The 18,861-nt window shown below is 39.3% G+C and carries 17 protein-coding genes, 1 rRNA gene and 1 riboswitch; all 18 genes read left to right on the top strand.

Translation table 11 applies throughout. The features are described from left to right. Positions 1–88, top strand: a 5S ribosomal RNA gene (rrf, locus tag DF281_RS11135); the annotation flags it as partial. Positions 89–842: 754 nt separating this feature from the next. After that, a complete protein-coding gene (locus tag DF281_RS11130) occupies positions 843–2,042 on the top strand; it encodes an NAD(P)-dependent malic enzyme (RefSeq protein WP_109350339.1) in 1,200 nt (399 codons plus the stop codon). 37 nt (positions 2,043–2,079) lie between these two features. Then, positions 2,080–2,268, top strand: coding sequence for an NETI motif-containing protein (locus DF281_RS11125; RefSeq protein ID WP_109350338.1), 189 nt, complete (start codon positions 2,080–2,082; stop codon positions 2,266–2,268). Positions 2,269–2,347: 79 nt separating this feature from the next. After that, a riboswitch (purine riboswitch) is annotated at positions 2,348–2,445 on the top strand. A gap of 135 nt (positions 2,446–2,580) precedes the next feature. Beyond that, the gene (gene purE / locus DF281_RS11120; RefSeq protein ID WP_109350337.1) at positions 2,581–3,072 is read left to right on the top strand and encodes a 5-(carboxyamino)imidazole ribonucleotide mutase; all 492 of its coding nucleotides are present in this window, start codon (positions 2,581–2,583) and stop codon (positions 3,070–3,072) included. Further along, complete coding sequence (gene purK / locus DF281_RS11115; protein ID WP_109350336.1) at positions 3,065–4,189, top strand: 5-(carboxyamino)imidazole ribonucleotide synthase; 1,125 nt, start codon at positions 3,065–3,067, stop codon at positions 4,187–4,189. Before purE ends, purK begins: the two co-directional genes overlap by 8 nt. Before the next feature lie 15 nt (positions 4,190–4,204). Further along, on the top strand, positions 4,205–5,500 hold the full coding sequence (gene purB / locus DF281_RS11110; RefSeq protein ID WP_109350335.1) for an adenylosuccinate lyase: 1,296 nt from the start codon (positions 4,205–4,207) through the stop codon (positions 5,498–5,500). Between the two features lie 183 nt (positions 5,501–5,683). Then, a complete protein-coding gene (gene purC / locus DF281_RS11105) occupies positions 5,684–6,400 on the top strand; it encodes a phosphoribosylaminoimidazolesuccinocarboxamide synthase (RefSeq protein WP_109350334.1) in 717 nt (238 codons plus the stop codon). Next, a complete protein-coding gene (purS, locus tag DF281_RS11100; RefSeq protein WP_109350333.1) occupies positions 6,397–6,645 on the top strand; it encodes a phosphoribosylformylglycinamidine synthase subunit PurS in 249 nt (82 codons plus the stop codon). Before purC ends, purS begins: the two co-directional genes overlap by 4 nt. A gap of 1 nt (position 6,646) precedes the next feature. Beyond that, positions 6,647–7,333 carry a phosphoribosylformylglycinamidine synthase subunit PurQ gene (purQ, locus tag DF281_RS11095; protein WP_109350332.1) on the top strand — a complete coding sequence of 229 codons (687 nt, stop codon included), beginning with the start codon at positions 6,647–6,649 and terminating at the stop codon, positions 7,331–7,333. Then, positions 7,317–9,548 carry a phosphoribosylformylglycinamidine synthase subunit PurL gene (gene purL, locus DF281_RS11090; protein ID WP_109350331.1) on the top strand — a complete coding sequence of 744 codons (2,232 nt, stop codon included), beginning with the start codon at positions 7,317–7,319 and terminating at the stop codon, positions 9,546–9,548. The genes purQ and purL overlap by 17 nt, the downstream gene beginning before the upstream one ends. Further along, positions 9,524–10,948: an amidophosphoribosyltransferase gene (purF, locus tag DF281_RS11085; protein ID WP_109350330.1), complete on the top strand. Its 1,425-nt coding sequence runs from the start codon at positions 9,524–9,526 to the stop codon at positions 10,946–10,948. The genes purL and purF overlap by 25 nt, the downstream gene beginning before the upstream one ends. Positions 10,949–10,960: 12 nt before the next feature. Continuing rightward, positions 10,961–12,016 (top strand): phosphoribosylformylglycinamidine cyclo-ligase, encoded by a 1,056-nt coding sequence (purM, locus tag DF281_RS11080; RefSeq protein WP_109350329.1) that lies wholly within the window; start codon positions 10,961–10,963, stop codon positions 12,014–12,016. After that, positions 12,016–12,585 carry a phosphoribosylglycinamide formyltransferase gene (purN, locus tag DF281_RS11075; protein ID WP_109350328.1) on the top strand — a complete coding sequence of 190 codons (570 nt, stop codon included), beginning with the start codon at positions 12,016–12,018 and terminating at the stop codon, positions 12,583–12,585. Before purM ends, purN begins: the two co-directional genes overlap by 1 nt. Positions 12,586–12,638: 53 nt before the next feature. After that, positions 12,639–14,174 (top strand): bifunctional phosphoribosylaminoimidazolecarboxamide formyltransferase/IMP cyclohydrolase, encoded by a 1,536-nt coding sequence (gene purH / locus DF281_RS11070; protein WP_109350327.1) that lies wholly within the window; start codon positions 12,639–12,641, stop codon positions 14,172–14,174. A gap of 67 nt (positions 14,175–14,241) precedes the next feature. Beyond that, on the top strand, positions 14,242–15,507 hold the full coding sequence (purD, locus tag DF281_RS11065) for a phosphoribosylamine--glycine ligase (RefSeq protein ID WP_109350326.1): 1,266 nt from the start codon (positions 14,242–14,244) through the stop codon (positions 15,505–15,507). Positions 15,508–15,582: 75 nt separating this feature from the next. Next, positions 15,583–16,332: an amidohydrolase family protein gene (locus tag DF281_RS11060; protein ID WP_109350325.1), complete on the top strand. Its 750-nt coding sequence runs from the start codon at positions 15,583–15,585 to the stop codon at positions 16,330–16,332. Positions 16,333–16,642: 310 nt separating this feature from the next. Beyond that, positions 16,643–18,373, top strand: a complete 1,731-nt coding sequence (locus tag DF281_RS11055; protein WP_109350324.1) for an adenine deaminase C-terminal domain-containing protein — start codon at positions 16,643–16,645, stop codon at positions 18,371–18,373. A 125-nt stretch (positions 18,374–18,498) separates the two neighbouring features. Next, the gene (locus tag DF281_RS11050; protein WP_109350323.1) at positions 18,499–18,819 is read left to right on the top strand and encodes a YerC/YecD family TrpR-related protein; all 321 of its coding nucleotides are present in this window, start codon (positions 18,499–18,501) and stop codon (positions 18,817–18,819) included. Positions 18,820–18,861 lie beyond the last annotated feature (42 nt).

Below are 18,861 nucleotides of genomic sequence, written 5' to 3'. Positions count from 1 at the left end.
CCGTTCCCATGTCGAACACGGAAGTTAAGCTCTTTAGCGCCGATGGTAGTTGGAGGTTTCCTCCTGTGAGAGTAGGACATTGCTACGCAAACGAAGAACCACTTGTAGAGTGGTTCTTTTTTTATGCCTTCATATAACAACCTCACCTTATCTTATAGCAGCTAAGATAGCTACTTACGCTGTACAGAAGATCTTTAATAATCAATAAACCTATATGCTTGGCTTGAGCGAGATTACATTTCATTAATGAAATGTAATCTCGCTCTTTTATAGGATCTGCTTGCCAAAGTGTTACTCTTTCTACTATTTATCTTGTCTTTAGAAAGGCATTACGCAGTTCATTTAGGGTTTTACAATTTGCTATAGAATCTTTAATGAATCAAACATGTAACGCATAAGGAACGCATTTAGAAAGTATTAAGAACCAATGGGGAAGGGAAATCTCAAAAAGCATTCAAAAACTAAAATTCACTGTTTCATAATCAGTAAGTTGAAAGTGAATGAAGGCATTTAGATTTCGATATATGGTCAATAATAATAACTCTAACTAGTTCAAAATACTCATTACTTTTAAATGTGAAAAGAATCACAAAAATATGTTAAAAGAATCACAAAGTGAATAAAAAGTATCAAAAATGGCTTGCTCAAATAATCACAATAGATTAGTGCAAATGATACGACTTGGTAAAAATAGATTTTTTCGTTAAATATTACGAAAATGTGAATATTAAGACTAATTAGTTGCAACCTAGGAATCCTTGACCTATGATATGAAACTATGGAACGGAAATGAAGTGCTATCGAGCATATATTGTCATTTTCGAGCGAAGGGAGTAGTTGAGATGAGTCATGAGAATTTGAAAGTAGAGGCTTTAGACCTACACGAGAGATTAAAGGGGAAATTAACAGTACAATCGAAGGTGGCTGTTACTTCTTCAAAAGAGTTGAGCTTAGTTTATTCGCCGGGAGTGGCAGAACCGTGTTTGGAAATTCAGAAAGATCCTTCTAAAGTATATGACTATACGATGAAAGGGAATTTAGTAGGTGTTGTGTCGGATGGCTCGGCAGTATTAGGGTTAGGTGATATTGGACCGAAAGCTGCGATGCCTGTTATGGAAGGTAAGGCATTATTGCTGAAACAACTTGCGGGTGTTGATGCCATGCCGATCGTCTTAGATACGAAAGATGTTGAAGAAATTATTACAGTTGTGAAAAATATCGCGCCAACATTCGGAGCGATTAATCTTGAGGACATTTCTGCACCGCGTTGTTTTGAAATTGAGGATCGCCTTCGTAAGGAATGTGATATTCCAATTTTCCACGATGATCAACATGGCACAGCGATCGTTACAGCGGCTGGTTTACAAAACGCATTGAAAGCTGTGAATAAGCAAAAGGAAAATGTGAAGATCGTTATTAACGGAGCGGGTGCTGCTGGTGTGGCAGTGTTAAAACTTTTATTGATCATCGGTTATAAAAATATTATCGCCTGTGATTCAAAAGGGATTATTTACAAAGGTCGCTCATATGGCATGAATGAAGAAAAAGAGTATATGGCGAAATTGACGAACTTAGATTGTATAGAAGGTTCCTTAGAAGATGCTATTGCGGGTAGTGATATTTTCATCGGTGTTTCTGCGCCGAATCTGTTAACTGAAAAAATGATTCATTCAATGAATAGTGATCCGATCGTTTTTGCTTTAGCAAATCCAAATCCGGAAATCACGTATGAGAATGCAATCAAATGGGGCGTGCGTGTGATTGCGACAGGTCGTTCAGATTATCCGAACCAAGTGAATAATATGTTAGCATTCCCAGGAATCTTTAAAGGTGCCTTAGAAGTACGTGCGACGGATATTAATGATGAGATGAAGATGGCAGCTGTACAAGCCATTGCGACGCTTGTAACGGATGAACAAGTTGCAAAAGGTACAATCATTCCAAATGTTTTTGAAATCGATGTGACGGATCATGTTGCCGAAGCAGTAATGAGAGCGGCAATTCATAGTCAGGTTGCACAAAAGGCAATTTCTCTTATATAATTGAAGATACTTAATCGTTATATAAGGAAGTGTAATTTTGGGTAAGAAAACAGTTTGGTATGAAGTGAAGGAAAATGAATCAATCGACGAATGTTTAGAGCGAATGAAAAAGGATGGTTATATGCCAGCAGGTCGAAGAGAAGAACCTCTTTTTGAAATGCAAAATGGTCAACCTGTTCCGATTCGCCAGTTAATTCAGTTCAAAGGTCTAAAAATAGAAGAATAATAAATACGAACGATACAAATAAGCTTCTTATAAATGTTCGTATTTCTATTGACTTGTATGTCATACGTTGTTACAATGTGTATGAAAACAACGAATCCCGCATATATGCTAGAGAATTGGCTCTAGTGTCTCTACCCAGCACCGGAATGTTGGACTATGAGGGAAGCATCAAGTCTATAGGGTGTCTAGAAATAGTTTGTAAATACGAACGATTCCATTTGCATCCCTAAGTAGCTGCTTCCACGCATAGTATCAGACTGTGGTGGAGGGCGTTACTTAGGGATTTTTATATATTCAAAGGGGCGTAATAACATGAATCCGAAAATTGGTGTGATTATGGGTAGTTCAAGCGATTGGGAAACGATGAAACATACCTGTGATGTATTAGATGAATTACAAGTACCATACGAAAAAAAGGTTGTATCAGCACATAGAACACCGGATCTAATGTTCGACTATGCAGAACAAGCTCGTAACCGTGGCATCCACGTCATTATTGCTGGAGCAGGTGGGGCAGCTCATTTACCAGGTATGGTCGCAGCTAAAACGACAATTCCAGTCATCGGTGTTCCCGTTCAATCTCGTGCATTAAACGGACTTGATTCACTTTTATCAATCGTACAAATGCCGGGTGGAGTTCCTGTAGCAACTGTCGCAATCGGCAAAGCAGGCGCAACGAATGCAGGTTTACTAGCAGCACAAATTTTATCTGTAACAGATGCAGACATCGAGAAGAAGATTGAAGCGAGAAGACAGGCGATGAAATTAAAAGCGTTAGAAAGCACAGGTGACTTAGGTGAGTAAAATCATATATCCCGGACAAACAATCGGCATAATTGGTGGCGGTCAGTTAGGAAGAATGATGGCTTTAGCTGCACGCGAAGCAGGCTTTAAAATCGCAGTACTTGAGCCCTCAATGGATTCACCATGTGGTCAAGTTGCAGATATTCGTATCGTAGCACCGTATGATGATGATGCGGCACTTGAAGAACTTGCTGAAGTAAGTGATGTCATTACGTATGAATTTGAAAATATTGATTTTGAAGGTCTGAAAAAATTGACGGAAATCGCTTATGTACCTCAAGGCGCGGAACTTGTGAAGATTACACAGGATCGCATACTTGAAAAAGCGGCGATTACATCTTCAGGCACACCAGTAGCGAAGTATATTGCGGCTCAAACTTTTGAAGAACTTGAAGCGAAAATTGATGAAGTTGGCTATCCATGTGTTGTAAAAACCGCAAGAGGTGGTTATGACGGTAAGGGGCAACAAACTTTACAATCGGCAGCTGATTTAGAAAAAGCAGTTGGACTTTTCGCACATTCTGCATGTGTGGCGGAGGCGTTTGTTCCATTTAAAATGGAAATTTCGGTCATCGTTCAGCGTGATGTTCAAGGCGAAACGTATTGCTTACCAATCGGTGAGAATATTCATGTGAATCACATACTTCATGAAACAATCGTACCAGCGCGTATTGAACAATCTACTGCGGATCTAGCGACGAAAGCAGCTGAAAATATTGCGGATGCATTAAACCTTGTAGGAACTTTAGCAGTCGAAATGTTCGTTTTAGACAATGGTGAAATCATTATTAATGAGGTAGCACCTAGACCGCATAATTCGGGTCACTATTCAATCGAAGCTTGTAATATATCGCAATTCCACCAACATATTCGTGCTGTTTGTGGCTGGCCACTTAGACAGCCAAAATTATGGAAACCTTCTATTATGATAAATATTTTAGGGCAGCATGTTGTACCCGTTACGAATTCTATTGCTAAATATCCGGATTGGTCAATTCATCTTTACGGAAAATATGAAGCGAAACACAACAGAAAGATGGGACATGTTACAATAATGACTGAAGATCTTGAAGCTACGCTACAAGAAATCAACAGTTCTGCGATTTGGGCAGATTAAAGGAGATCGAAAAATATGATAGCACGTTACACTCGTCCCGAAATGGGCGCAATTTGGACAGAAGAAAACAGATACCAAGCATGGTTAGAAGTAGAGATTTTAGCATGTGAGGCTTGGGCAGAGTTAAATGTTATTCCAAAGGAAGATGTAGAAAAACTACGTGCCAATGCAACATTTAATATTGATCGTATTTTGGAGATTGAAAAAGAAACGCGTCATGACGTTGTAGCATTTACACGAGCTGTTTCTGAAACTTTAGGGGAAGAGCGCAAATGGGTTCATTACGGCCTGACTTCTACAGATGTTGTAGATACTGCACTCTCGTACCAAATCAAGCAAGCCAATGATATTATCCGCAAAGATATTCAAAATCTAATTAATATCATTACAGAAAAAGCGAAGGAACATAAAATGACAGTTTGTATGGGACGTACGCACGGTGTTCATGCGGAACCAACTACATTCGGTCTTAAGTTAGCGCTTTGGTTAGAAGAAATGCGTCGAAATCAAGTTCGTTTCGAAGCAGCAGCAGAAACAATTGAAGCAGGTAAAATTTCAGGAGCGGTTGGCACATATGCAAATATCGACCCATTCGTTGAGAAATTCGTTTGTGATAATTTAGGTCTTACAGCAGCACCTATTTCGACTCAAACATTACAACGTGATCGTCATGCCGAGTACTTCTCGGTGCTAGCATTGATCGCAACTTCAATTGAAAAATTCGCAACTGAAATTCGCGGATTACAAAAATCTGAAACACGTGAAGTGGAAGAAGGTTTTGCAAAAGGCCAAAAAGGTTCTTCAGCAATGCCGCATAAACGTAACCCAATTGGTTCAGAAAATATGGTTGGTATGGCTCGTCTAGTACGTGGTCACATGGTAACTGCATTTGAAAATGTTCCACTTTGGCATGAACGTGATATTTCACATTCATCAGCAGAGCGTGTCATCATTCCAGATACGACGATTGCTTTGAATTACATGTTAAATCGTTTCGGAAATATCGTTAAAAACTTAACTGTATTCCCTGAAAACATGAAACGTAATATGACACGTACTTTCGGATTAATTTATTCACAACGTGTGTTACTTGCTCTAATCGAAAAAGGTCTTTCTCGTGAAGAAGCATATGACACGGTTCAACCATTAACAGCTCGTTCTTGGGATGAACAAATTCAGTTCCGTCCTTTAGTAGAAGAAAATGAGAAAATCTCATCTCTATTAAATGCGGAAGAAATTGAAGATTGTTTCGATTATAACTATCACCTTAAAAATGTAGACATGATTTTTGAAAGATTAGGATTAAACTAGTCTAAAGTTTTTTTAGGGGTTATTAATAGGAACAAAAAAATCTTCCTGATTCGATCAAGTGTTGAAAATGATTTTAGCACTTGATCGGATAGGAAGTTACTATTCACTATTCCAATGCCCACTGAAAATAAAAAATATTTCGAATAAACGCAATACTCAAAACTATCTAGCGGGGGAATTCACGTGGAAAAAGGTCAACTTTTGTATGAAGGCAAGGCAAAGAGATTGTATGCAACTGAACAGGAAGATGTATTGTTCGTCGCTTACAAAGATAGTGCAACAGCTTTTAATGGAGAGAAAAAAGAAGAGATTGCTGGTAAAGGTGTTTTAAACAACCGCATCACATCACTAATTTTCGAAAAATTGAAAGAAGCGGGAATTGCCTCACATTTCATCGAGCAAATCTCTGATACAGAGCAGCTTGTGAAAAAAGTAGAGATTATTCCAATCGAGCTTGTTGTACGAAATATTGCAGCTGGAAGTTTAGCAACGAAATTGGGCATAGAAGAAGGAACACCTCTAAAGCGTCCAATCGTTGAATACTATTACAAAGACGATTCACTCGGAGATCCGTTTATTACGACAGAACATATTGATATTTTAGGCATTGCCACAGAGGAAGAAGTTGCACAGCTATATCGCAAAGGTTTGGAAGTGAATGAAGTATTACGAACATTTTTCCACGAAATTGGTGTGACGCTTGTCGATTTCAAACTAGAGTTTGGTAGAGATGCAGATGGTTCCTTATTATTAGCGGACGAAATCTCTCCAGATACTTGCCGTCTGTGGGACGAAGAAACAAAGCAGCACTTAGATAAAGACGTATTCCGTCGCAATCTTGGTAGTTTAACAGAAGTATATGAAATCATATTATCTCGTCTAGGAGGACATTCTAAATGAAAAAGGTAAAAATCTATGTAACACTTCGCGAAAGCATTCTTGATCCACAAGGTTCAGCAGTACAAGGCTCACTACATAATATGGGCTATGATGAAGTTTCAGAGGTACGTATCGGTAAATTTTTAGAATTACAAATTGATCCATCAGAACGCGATGTTGATACTTTAGTAAAAGAGATGTGCGAAAAATTATTAACAAATACAGTAATCGAAGACTACCGTTATGAAGTCGAGGAGGCTAACTAACATGAAATTCGCAGTACTTGTATTCCCAGGATCAAACTGTGACCTTGATATGTATCATGCCATCAAAGATGAACTAGGTGAAGAAGTTGAATACGTTTGGCATGATGAGCAAGATCTAAGTGCATACGATGGCATCTTAGTTCCAGGTGGTTTCTCTTATGGCGATTATCTACGTTGTGGTGCAATGGCCAACCAATCGAATGTAATGTCAGAAGTGAAAAAAGCAGCAGAAGCAGGCAAACCAGTATTAGGTGTTTGTAACGGATTCCAAATCTTAACGGAAGCGGGCTTATTACCAGGCGCACTACTACGTAACAAAAAGTTAAAATTCATGTGTAAAAATGTTGATTTAAAAGTGGCTAATAACAACACGATGTTCACAAATCAATATGCACAAGATGAAGTCATCTCAATTCCAATCGCACATGGTGAAGGTAACTACTACTGTGACGGGGAAACTTTAAAACAATTACAAGACAATAATCAAATCGTCTTTACATACTCTGGTGAGAATCCAAACGGTAGTTTGGCTGACATCGCTGGTATTGTAAATGAACGCGGTAACGTATTAGGCATGATGCCACACCCAGAGCGCGCTATTAGCGAAGTAATCGGTGGAGCAGAAGGTCTAGCATTATTCAAATCAATTGTGAAACAGTGGAGGGAATCAAATGTCAACCAAGCTTGAGCCAACAGCGGAACAAATTAAGGAGCAGAAATTATACGCTTCTATGGGGTTAACGGATGAAGAATTTGCATTAGTCGAGTCAATTTTAGGTCGTACACCTAACTGGACGGAGACAGGTTTATTCTCAGTTATGTGGTCGGAACATTGTTCATATAAAAATTCAAAACCAGTATTACGCAAGTTCCCAACTGAAGGAAAACACGTATTACAAGGTCCTGGTGAAGGTGCAGGGATTGTCGATATCGGTGACGAACAAGCAGTTGTATTTAAAATGGAATCTCACAACCATCCATCAGCAATCGAACCTTATCAAGGTGCAGCAACTGGTGTTGGTGGTATTATCCGCGACGTATTCTCAATGGGCGCGCGTCCAATTGCAATGCTTAACTCTTTACGCTTCGGAGAACTAGACGCTTCAAAACGAGTGAAATTCTTATTTGAAGAAGTAGTAGCCGGAATTGCAGGTTACGGTAACTGTATCGGTATTCCAACTGTAGGTGGAGAAATTCAATTCGATCCATGCTATGAAGGAAATCCGTTAGTAAATGCGATGTGTGTTGGATTAATCGACCACAAAGATATTCAAAAAGGGATCGCTTCAGGTGTAGGCAATACAGTAATGTATGTAGGTGCTAAAACTGGACGTGACGGAATTCATGGTGCAACATTCGCATCTGAAGAATTAGATGAAAATGCTGAAGAAAAACGCCCAGCAGTACAAGTTGGAGATCCATTCATGGAAAAACTTCTTCTTGAAGCTTGTTTAGAATTAGTGAAATTCGATTCATTAGTTGGTATTCAAGATATGGGTGCAGCAGGTTTAACTTCATCAGCAGCAGAAATGGCTTCAAAAGCTGGCTCTGGTCTTGAAATGAACTTAGACAATGTACCTCAACGTGAATCAGGTATGACAGCATACGAAATGATGCTTTCAGAATCACAAGAGCGTATGTTAATCGTTGTGAAAAAAGGTGAAGAACAGCCAATCGTAGATCTATTCTCTAAATACGATCTAGATGCAGTAACAGTTGGTGTCGTAACAGACGACAAAATGTTCCGCATTAAACATAATGGCGAAATCGTAGCAGAAGTACCAGCAGATGCACTTGCTGAAGATGCTCCTGTATACCATAAGCCATCAGCAGTACCAGCTTACTATACTGAATTCCAACAAATGGACAATGTAGAACCAGCTGTTACAGATTACAAAGAAACATTATTAGCTCTTTTACAACAAGCGACAATCGCTTCTAAAGAATGGGTTTACGAGCAGTATGATCACCAAGTTCGTACAAGCACTGTCGTAAAACCAGGTTCGGATGCAGCAGTAGTACGTGTTCGTGGTACGAATAAAGGTTTAGCAATGACTACAGATTGTAACTCTCGTTATATTTACCTTGATCCAGAAATGGGCGGTAAAATCGCAGTTGCTGAAGCAGCTCGTAACATCGTTTGTTCAGGTGGACGTCCACTTGCTATTACGGATTGCTTAAACTTCGGTAACCCTGAAAAACCAGAAATCTTCTGGCAAATTGAGAAATCAGCAGATGGTATCGCAGCAGCTTGTTTAGCTCTTGAATCACCAGTAATCGGTGGTAACGTATCACTTTACAACGAACGTAGTAACGAAGCAATCTACCCAACACCAACAATCGGTATGGTGGGACTTGTAGATGACCTATCTTATACAACTACGCAAGAAGTGAAAAATGCTGGTGATTTCGTATATGTAATCGGTGAAACAGAAGTAGAATTCGGTGGATCTGAGTTACAGAAACTTCAAAACGGCCGCATTTTCGGTAAAGCACCAGTAATCGACTTAGAAGTTGAAGCAGCTCGTCAACAAGCTTTACTACAAGCAATCCGCGCGGGTCTTGTACAATCTGCACATGATGTTGCAGAAGGTGGTCTTTCAGTAGCAATTGCAGAAACGACTTTCGGTACGAAACTTGGAGTAGAAGTAACACTTGAAGGTTCAGCTACATCTGTATTATTCAGTGAATCACAATCTCGCTTCGTCATTACGGTAGCACCAGAAAAAGCAGTACAATTTGAAGAAGTTGTTGCAGATGCTAAAAAAGTTGGTGTCGTAACAGAAGAAGCTACAATAAAAATCAATGCTGCAAACAATGACTTATTAATCGAAGGCACTGTTGCAGAATTCCAAGATGCTTGGAAAGGGGCAATACCATGCTTGCTGAAATCAGAGGCTTAAATGAAGAGTGTGGTGTGTTTGGTATTTGGGGCAACCCAAATCCAGCACACCTTAGCTATTATGGATTACATGCTTTACAACATAGAGGACAAGAAGGCGCAGGCATTGTCGTTTCTGACGGCAAACACTTACGAGCAGTAAAAGGTGAAGGACTAGTCAACGATGTTTTCAATGAGGAAAAACTAAAATCAATGACTGGTAAAGCAGCGATTGCACATGCAAGATATACAACAGCTGGCGGAGCGGGAATCGAGAATGTTCAACCATTACTTTTCCACTCATCAACAGGAAGTCTATCAATCGCTCATAACGGAAACTTAGTAAATGCGAACCGCTTAAAGAAATACCTTGAAAGACAGGGAAGCATTTTCCATTCAAGTTCTGATACAGAAGTTTTGGCTCATTTAATTAAGAAAAGCACACATTCTCCATTCAGTGAAAAAGTAAAAAATGCTTTAACACTTTTAGAAGGTGCGTACTCATTCTTAGTTATGACAAAAGAAGAAATGATTGTAGCGCGCGATCGTCACGGCTTACGACCATTATCTTTAGGTAAATTAGGTGACGCATATGTCGTTGCTTCTGAAACATGTGCATTCGATTTAATCGGTGCAGAAACAATTCGTTCAGTTGAACCGGGTGAGATGTTAGTCATCAATGACGAAGGCGTTAAATCAGTTCGTTTCACAGAAGTGCATAATCGTGCAATGTGTGCGATGGAATATGTCTACTTAGCACGCCCGGATTCAAATATCGATGGCATTAATGTTCATATGGCACGTAAACGCATGGGAAAAACGCTTGCGAAAGAATGTGCGCATATTGAAGCGGATGTCGTAACAGGTGTCCCAGATTCAAGTATTTCGGCAGCAATTGGATTCGCAGAAGAAAGTGGCATTCCATACGAACTTGGTTTAATCAAAAACCGTTATGTAGGACGTACTTTCATTCAACCAACGCAGGAATTACGTGAACGCGGCGTGAAGATGAAATTATCACCAGTCGTACAAGTTGTAAAAGGTAAGCGTGTCATTATGGTAGATGATTCAATCGTTCGAGGGACTACTTCGAAACGTATTGTCAAAATGTTAAAAGAAGCTGGCGCTGCAGAAGTTCATGTTGTCATCAGTTCACCACCAATGACAGACCCTTGCTACTACGGAATCGACACTTCAACACATGAAGAATTAATCGCTTCAAATCATTCAGTTGATGAAATGTGTGAAGCAATTGGTGCAGACTCACTTACATTCCTTTCAGTAGAAGGAATGGTGGACTCAATCGACCGTCAATATGACGATGAAAATAAAGGGCTTTGCTTAGCTTGTTTCACAAGTAAGTACCCAACAGAAATTTTCCCAGATACAATTTTACCGCATGAAAAAGAACTATTAGTCTAGGAGGACATGATCTTGTCAAAAGCATATGAACAAGCTGGCGTAAATATCGAGGCTGGCTATGAAGCAGTACAACGTATGAAATCTCACGTAGAACGCACAGCACGAAAAGGTATTATGGGTACATTTGGTGGATTCGGAGGAATGTTTGACCTTTCTGAATTAAACTTAAAAGAACCTGTACTAATTTCAGGTACTGATGGTGTTGGTACGAAATTAAAATTAGCTTTCATGGTTGATAAGCACGATACGATCGGCATTGACTGCGTAGCGATGTGTGTAAATGACATCGTAGCACAAGGTGCAGAACCACTTTATTTCTTAGATTATGTAGCTGTAGGTAAAGCATTCCCAGAAAAAATCGAGCAAATCGTTAAAGGTGTAGCGGATGGTTGTGTACAATCTGGTGCCGCATTAATCGGTGGCGAAACGGCAGAAATGCCAGGTCTTTACGAAGAAGATGAGTATGACCTAGCTGGATTTGCTGTAGGTGCTACAGAAAAAGCAAATATCGTAACTGGTGAGAAAATCCAAGCGGGCGATGTGCTTGTAGGTTTAACTTCAAGTGGTGTTCACTCGAATGGTTACTCTTTAGTACGTAAAATTGTCTTTGCTGATGCTGGTTTAACGCCGCAATCAGTCGTAGATGGTTTTGAAGATTTAGGTCCGATTGGTGAAGCTTTACTAACACCTACGAAATTATACGCGAAGCCAGTTCTTGATATGTTAAAAGAAACGGATATTCACGGTATGGCGCATGTCACTGGTGGCGGTTTCTATGAAAACCTACCTCGTATGATGCCTGAAGGTCTTGCAACTGAAGTAGAATTAGGTTCATGGCCAGTATTACCAATCTTTGATTTCCTTGCAAAACAAGGTGATTTACAACAGAAGGATTTATACAATGTATTCAACATGGGGATCGGTTTCGTAATCGCTGTTTCAGCTGATGAAGCAAGTAAGATTATTGAAATTGCAGAACGTCATGGTGAGAAAGCGTATGAAATCGGACGTGTTGTAGAAGGTGAAGGCGTAATCTTTAATGGCGAGCATGACGGGAGTCTAGTGTAATGTCTAGAGCGATTCCGATTGCTGTCTTTGCTTCTGGTAGTGGCTCGAATTTTCAAGCGATTGCCGAAGCGATTGAACAACAACAACTACATGCAAAAATCGAGTTGGTCGTAACAGACAAGCCTGATGCATATGTGATCAAAAGAGCAGAATCAAAGGGGATTCCAGTTCTTGCAGTACACCCAAAAGATTTCTCTTCTAAGGAAGAATATGAAGAAGCAATCTTACAAGCATTACGGGAGAAAAAAGTAGAGTGGCTAATACTAGCGGGTTATATGCGTCTAGTAGGTCACACATTATTACAGGGGTTTGCTTCACGTATCGTCAATATTCATCCGTCATTACTACCGTCTTTCACGGGTAAAGACGCGATTGGTCAAGCAATGGATCATGGAGTGAAAATAACGGGGGTTACAGTTCACTACGTAGATGAAGGTATGGATACAGGACCAATAATTATGCAAAAAGCTGTCAATGTTATCGACAATAATCGAGAAGAAACAGAAGCAGTGATTCACGCAGTAGAGCATGATTTATATGTGGCAGCATTGAAAGACATTTTAAAATAGTTTTACATATAAGTGGAGCAATCCACTTTTTCATTCTAAGGAGGAAAATTATTGTGACAAAACGCGCGTTGATTAGTGTATCTGATAAATCAGGTGTTCTAGAATTTGCTAAAGAATTAGTGGCATTAGGTTATGAAGTATTATCTACAGGTGGTACGAAACAACATTTACAAGACAATGGAGTAGCGGTAACTTCAGTTGATGAAGTAACGAAATTCCCTGAAATTTTAGGTGGTCGTGTAAAAACATTAAACCCAATGATTCACGGTGGTCTTTTAGCGAAATATGACGATCCTGAGCATCAAGCACAAATGCAAGAACACGGCATCGAACCTATTGAGATTGTTTGTGTAAACTTATATCCATTCGTAGAAACAATCTCTAAGCCGAATGTTGAGTTTGTAGATGCAATCGAAAATATCGATATTGGTGGACCTACAATGCTACGTTCAGCTGCGAAAAACCAACAATACGTTTCTGTAATCGTTGATGCAAATGATTACGCAGCAGTATTAGCGGAATTAAAAGCAGATGGCGAAACAACATTGGCAACACGTCGTCGTTTAGCAGCAAAAGTTTTCCGTCATACAGCTGCTTATGATTCTTACATTTCTAACTACTTATCAACAGAGTTAGGTGAAGAATTCCCAGAGCAAATGACATTAACATATGAGTTAAAACAAACATTACGCTATGGTGAAAACCCTCACCAAAAAGCTGCGTTTTATCAAAAACGTCTTGGTTCAGACTTCTCAATCGCATTCGCGGAGCAATTACATGGTAAGGAATTATCATATAACAATATTCAAGATGCGAATGCAGCACTTCAAATTATTAAAGAATTTAAACAACCAGCTGCTGTTGCAGTGAAACATATGAATCCATGTGGCGTTGGTACTGGTAGTACAATCGCACAAGCTTTCAATATGGCTTACGAAGCAGATTCAACTTCAATCTTCGGTGGAATCGTCGCATTAAACCGTGAAGTAGATGCAGAAACTGCGAAACAACTTTCTTCAATCTTCTTAGAAATCATCATCGCTCCATCATTCACGAAAGAAGCGATTGAATTGTTAACTGTGAAGAAAAATATTCGTCTACTAACAATTTCATTCGATCAATATGCGCAAGATGCTTTCAACACAGTATCAGTAGAAGGTGGGTTATTAGTTCAAGAGCCAGACCGTTTCGGGTTCAATGAAGCGGATATTCAAGTAGTTTCAGAACGCCAACCAACGGAGCAAGAGTGGGAAGCGATGAAACTAGGTTGGTCAGTTGTGAAGCATGTGAAATCAAATGCAATCGTTATTACAGATCACCAAATGACATTAGGTGTTGGTGCTGGTCAAATGAATCGTGTAGGTTCAGCGAAAATCGCTTTAGAGCAAGCGGGTGAAAAAGCAAAAGGTGCTGCAATGGCATCAGATGCATTCTTCCCAATGCCTGATACAGTTGAAAATGCAATTGCTGCAGGTATTACAGCGATTATTCATCCAGGTGGTTCGAAGCGTGACCAAGAATCAATCGATGCTGCAAATGCTGCAGGGATCACGATGGTTCTTACAGGCGTAAGACATTTCAAACATTAATTCATAGAAAAGAATGAAGGCTACCGGTGTGAAATTGGTAGCCTTCTTTTTAACAGGGGGAGTAAGGATGAAAGTTCTAGTAATCGGAAGTGGTGGTCGTGAACATGCGATCGTTAAACAATTTAAAAAAGCACCATCAGTGGAGCAAGTATATGTAGCACCAGGTAATGAAGGTATGAAGAATGATGCGACAATCGTGCCAATCGCTCAATCGTCATTTGATGAATTAATTAACTTTGCGATTTCTGAAGGGATTGCATTAACTTTTGTAGGACCTGAACAACCACTTACTGAGGGGATTGTTGATGCATTTGAAGAAGCGGGTCTACGTGCGTTTGGACCTCGTAAAGATGCTGCACAAATCGAAGGTTCAAAAGCGTTTGCGAAAGATTTAATGAAGAAATACAATATTCCAACTGCCGCATATGCTACTTTTTCACAAGTAGATCCAGCAGTTGCTTATATTAAAGAAAATGGGGCGCCAATCGTTATTAAAGCGGATGGACTTGCTGCAGGTAAAGGTGTAGTTGTAGCGATGACGGAAGCGGAAGCAATTGAAGCAGTAGAAGATATGATTGGCAATCAACGTTTTGGCGATTCATCTTCAAGTGTTGTCATTGAAGAATTTTTAGATGGCGAAGAATTTTCATTCATGTCATTTGTTCATGCAGGTCAGATCTATCCGATGGTCATCGCACAAGATCATAAACGTGCATTTGATGGTGATCAAGGCCCGAATACTGGTGGTATGGGTGCTTATTCTCCTGTTCCTCAAATTCCTCAATCGGTCATTGATGAAGCATTCGAAACAGTTGTCAAACCTACTGTAGCGGCGATGGATTCAGAAGGAACACCATTCACAGGGATTTTATATGCCGGATTAATCTTAACGAAGAATGGCCCGAAAGTAATCGAGTTTAACGCTCGTTTTGGTGATCCGGAAGCACAAGTTGTCCTTCAACGAATGGAATCAGATTTTGGTTTATTCATGAACGCTTTATTAGCGAGCGCTCCATTTGAATTAAAGTGGTCAGATCAAGCAGTGCTAGGTGTAGTCATCGCTTCTGAAGGATATCCAGTAGCAGTTGAAAATGGTCATAAATTACCTGACTTATCAGCAATTGAAGAGAAGTATGAAATCTTCCATGCAGGTACGAAAGCGGATGGCGATGGTTTTGTAGGGAATGGTGGACGTGTGCTATTAATTACAGCGACAGGCGACCAACTACAAGAAGCGCAAGAAAAAGTATATGACAGTATTAATAAGGAACAATGGGACCACTTCTTCTATCGTAAAGATATTGGTTGGAGAACTTTTAACAACGTGAAATAAAAGAAGTATAAAGCTGAACTAATGCGTAAAATTAGTTCAGTTTTTTCCTCTAAAAATTTATAAGGAGTGATTGTGATGAGAATTTTTGATGCACATTTTCATATTATAGATTTTAATTATCCGATTATCGAAAATCAGGGGTATACGCCGCCAAGTTACGGAACAGAAGATTATCGAAAAGATACGCTCGGACTACATATTAAAGGCGGAGCAATCGTATCAGGGTCTTTCCAAGGCTTCGATCAACAGTATTTGATTAATGCATTGAGTGAACTTGGTCCGGCTTACTGTGGCGTAACACAGCTACCATTTGATACGTCTAATGAAGAAATTTTGAAATTGAATGAAGTTGGCGTGAAGGCACTACGATTTAATATAAAAAGAGGCGGCTCTGAAGATTTATCCAAATTGGATTATTTTGCGAGAAGAGTTCATGAACTTGCAGGGTGGCATAGTGAGTTGTACATCGATTCGAAGGAATTACCCGACATCGCATCCATTATTGAGAAGCTTCCGGCTGTGTCAGTCGATCATCTCGGCCTTTCAGAAGAAGGGCTGCCACATCTATTGAAATTGGTAGATCGTGGTGTTCACGTGAAGGCGACTGGTTTTGGCCGTGTTGATTTGAATGTTGAAAATGCATTGAAGTCGATCTATGAAGTGAATCCTCAAGCACTTATGTTTGGAACTGATTTGCCTTCGACGCGTGCTAAACGACCGTTCCATAGATGTGATATTGAAATAATCCGCCAAATCTTTGATGGAAAAGCAGTTGAAAGAATTTTATATGAAAATGCAATGAGATGGTATTTCAAAACACTTTAAGTCATCAAGATATTTGTTCAACATAAATGAGTTGGAGGGAATATCTGTCATCTTTTGAAAATGAGGAATATTCGCACAGAATAATATTTCTTTCCTCATTTCGGGGGTTTATGATAGCGTTTTCAAAAAATTACCTTTAAAATAGGTAATGCGTAAAGTAGAAAATAATTTAATTTTCAACAATTTTTTGTACAATGCTTGTTTGGACTGTCTACTATCCGACTATTATGATAGGATATTAACATTCATGCGTTGTATTCATTAATCATCATTTTTTAATGCAACAGAGATATAGGAGGAGATGTTAGTAATGAAGCATCCGAATTGGAAAATTCATGAAATACGCAAACAAATTGATGTCATTGATGGAAAGAAATCTCCTTCAATGGTGATTACGAATGCTCGCTATTTGCACAGCATTTATAAAAAATGGATTGAGGGTAATATTTGGATTTTAGAGGATCGCATTGTTTATGCTGGCCCTAAAATGCCACCTAAAATGGAAGGAACAGAGGTTTTTGATGCATCGGGGAAAACGATTGTCCCTGGTTATGTAGAGCCGCATGTCCATCCATACCAACTTTACAACCCTTTGACGCTTGCTGACTACGCAGGGCAAACGGGTACGACTTCATTTATTTCAGATAATCTGATGTTATTTTTAGCATTGCAAAATACAGATTCATTCAATATTATGGATCAATTAAAAGAGCGACCATTCCACTTTTACTGGTGGATGAGATTCGATTCACAATCCGAATTAATTCACGAACATAATTTATTTACTTCTGCTTCTTTAATGGAGTGGGGGGCTCGCCAAGATGTTTTAATGGGCGGGGAACTAACAGGTTGGCCAAGACTTCTTGCTGGCGATGATCAAATGCTTTATTGGCTGCAAGCATCACGCGCGCATCATAAAAAAATCGAAACGCATCTGCCTGGCGCATCTTCACGCACTTTAGCGAAATTGAAATTATTCGGTGCTGATGGTGATCATGAGGCGATGACAGTAGATGAAGTAGAGAATCGTATTTTACATGGCTATGCGGTTACATTACGTCATTCATCAATTCGTCCAGACTTACCGATTTTATTGAAGGAAATTGTCGAGCGTGAATTAGATATTTTCGACCATCTAATGATGACGACGGATGGCGCTACACCAACATTTTATGAAGATGGCATGATGGATAAATGTATTCAAGTCGCACTTGATGCAGGTGTACCACCGATTCAAGCCTACCAAATGGCTTCATACAATGTAGCGAATTACTATGATCTTACACATATTCATGGTGTCATCGCGACAGGTCGCTTTGCATCATTAAACTTTTTGCAAGATGAGTTCCATCCAACACCTGTAGATGTATTATCAAAAGGTGTTTGGCTGAAGAAGGACAATCAAAAAGTTCATGACATGGAGCCAATCGATTGGGGACCATTCGCAGAGTTAGAAGTGGATGTGGACTTAACAGATGAAGATTTCCAATTCTCTACGCCGTTTGGTATTCAGATGGAGAATGACGTCATCACGAAACTTTACAGTACGAATCTTCATACGAGTGAGGGCTTCTTAACGAATGACCATGATGAATGTTACTTAATGTTAGTTGACCGTCACGGTAAATGGCGTGTGAACACATTGATCAAAGGTTTTGCGACTTCAGTTGAAGGTTTAGCCACTTCGTATTCTTGCACAGGCGATATTATTTTAATCGGTAAAAACGTCAAAGCGATGCATCAAGCATTCAATGAGATGAAGAAAACGCGTGGAGCAGTCGTACTTGTTGAGAATGATGAGGTTGTAGCTTCCATTCCACTTCAAATCGGTGCCAATGTATCGAGCGAACCTGTGGAAGTCGTAATTGAGCAAGAGAAAAAATTAAAAGCAGCGTTGAAAGAGCGAGGATTTAAGCATGGTGATGCGATCTATACATTACTGTTTTTACAATCAACGCATCTGCCATATATTCGCGTAACACAACGAGGGATTTATGATGTTATGAAAAATCGCGTTCTTTTCCCTTCAGTAATGCGCTAAACACTTTAACGATTTACAGAATAAAAGTATTAATACTTTTTTCTTCTTCATACTGGTGCTAAAATAAGAGTATATGAACACAATCTCAATTTTTATAGAACCTTTGGAAGGAGGATTCATAATCCATGCAGATCGAAAAAATTAAAGGCCATCAAACAGATCAATTATTTAAGGCCGTTTTAGAACTAAAAGACTTAGATGAATGTTATAAATTCTTTGATGACTTATGTACGATGAGTGAAATTCAATCATTAGCACAACGTTTTGAAGTAGCTCATTTACTACGTTTGAAAAAAACATACGAAACAATTAAAAATGAAACGGGTGCTTCAACAGCTACTATTTCACGTGTACGCCGTTGCTTTGATTATGGTAACGACACATATGATGAAATGTTAGGTAGACTTTATCCAGAAGAACAACCATTTGACGCAGGTCGCAAATAAATTTTTTTAAATAATAGTGTCTTTGAGTGATTATTACTCGGG

It is taken from the genome of Kurthia zopfii (genome assembly GCF_003143955.1).
Lineage (GTDB): Bacteria > Bacillota > Bacilli > Bacillales_A > Planococcaceae > Kurthia > Kurthia zopfii.
This window is presented reverse-complemented; position numbering and strand designations above follow the sequence as displayed.